General features: G+C 71.7%; 1 protein-coding gene. It reads left to right on the forward strand.

Features of this window, described 5'->3' with window-relative positions:
- The coding region (locus ACLJT4_RS42540) for a transposase (RefSeq protein ID WP_411130536.1) at positions 1-540 on the forward strand (540 nt) is incomplete at both ends.

The following is a 540-nucleotide window of genomic DNA, read 5'->3' on the forward strand; positions in this document are numbered from 1 at the left end:
GCCACGTGCGGCATCCCCACCGACGTCGGGCACGTCGAGAAGTGGCAGCTGGCCCTGGACATGATCGACGAGACCAGATCGTGGGGCGTCGAGGTCCCGCTCGTCGTCGCCGACGGCGGCTACGGCGATGCGGCAGCCTTCCGCCTCGGCCTGGAAGAACGCGGCCTCAGCTACGCGGTCGGCATCTCCACCACGACCACCGCCCAGCCGGAAACGGCACGGCCGCACACCCCGCCTTACGGCGGTCGCGGCCCACGGCCTCAGTCCGCCTACCCCGAGCCGGCCCATACGGTGAAGAAGCTGGTCATCGCGGCCGGCAAGCAGGCAGCCCGGCCAGCGCAGTGGCGGGAAGGCTCCCGCCCAGGCAGCGGCCGCAGCGGCGTCAAGCGCATGTACTCCCGCTTCGTGGCCCTGCGGATCCGGCCCGCCGGACGCGAGATCCGCAAAAACACCGCCGGACCGGAGCTGCCCGTGCACTGGCTGCTGGCCGAATGGCCCGCCACCGAACCCGAACCCGTCCAGTTCTGGCTGTCCAACCTG

This window comes from Streptomyces sp. x-19 (assembly GCF_046549115.1).
Classification (GTDB): Bacteria; Actinomycetota; Actinomycetes; order Streptomycetales; family Streptomycetaceae; genus Streptomyces; species Streptomyces albulus_C.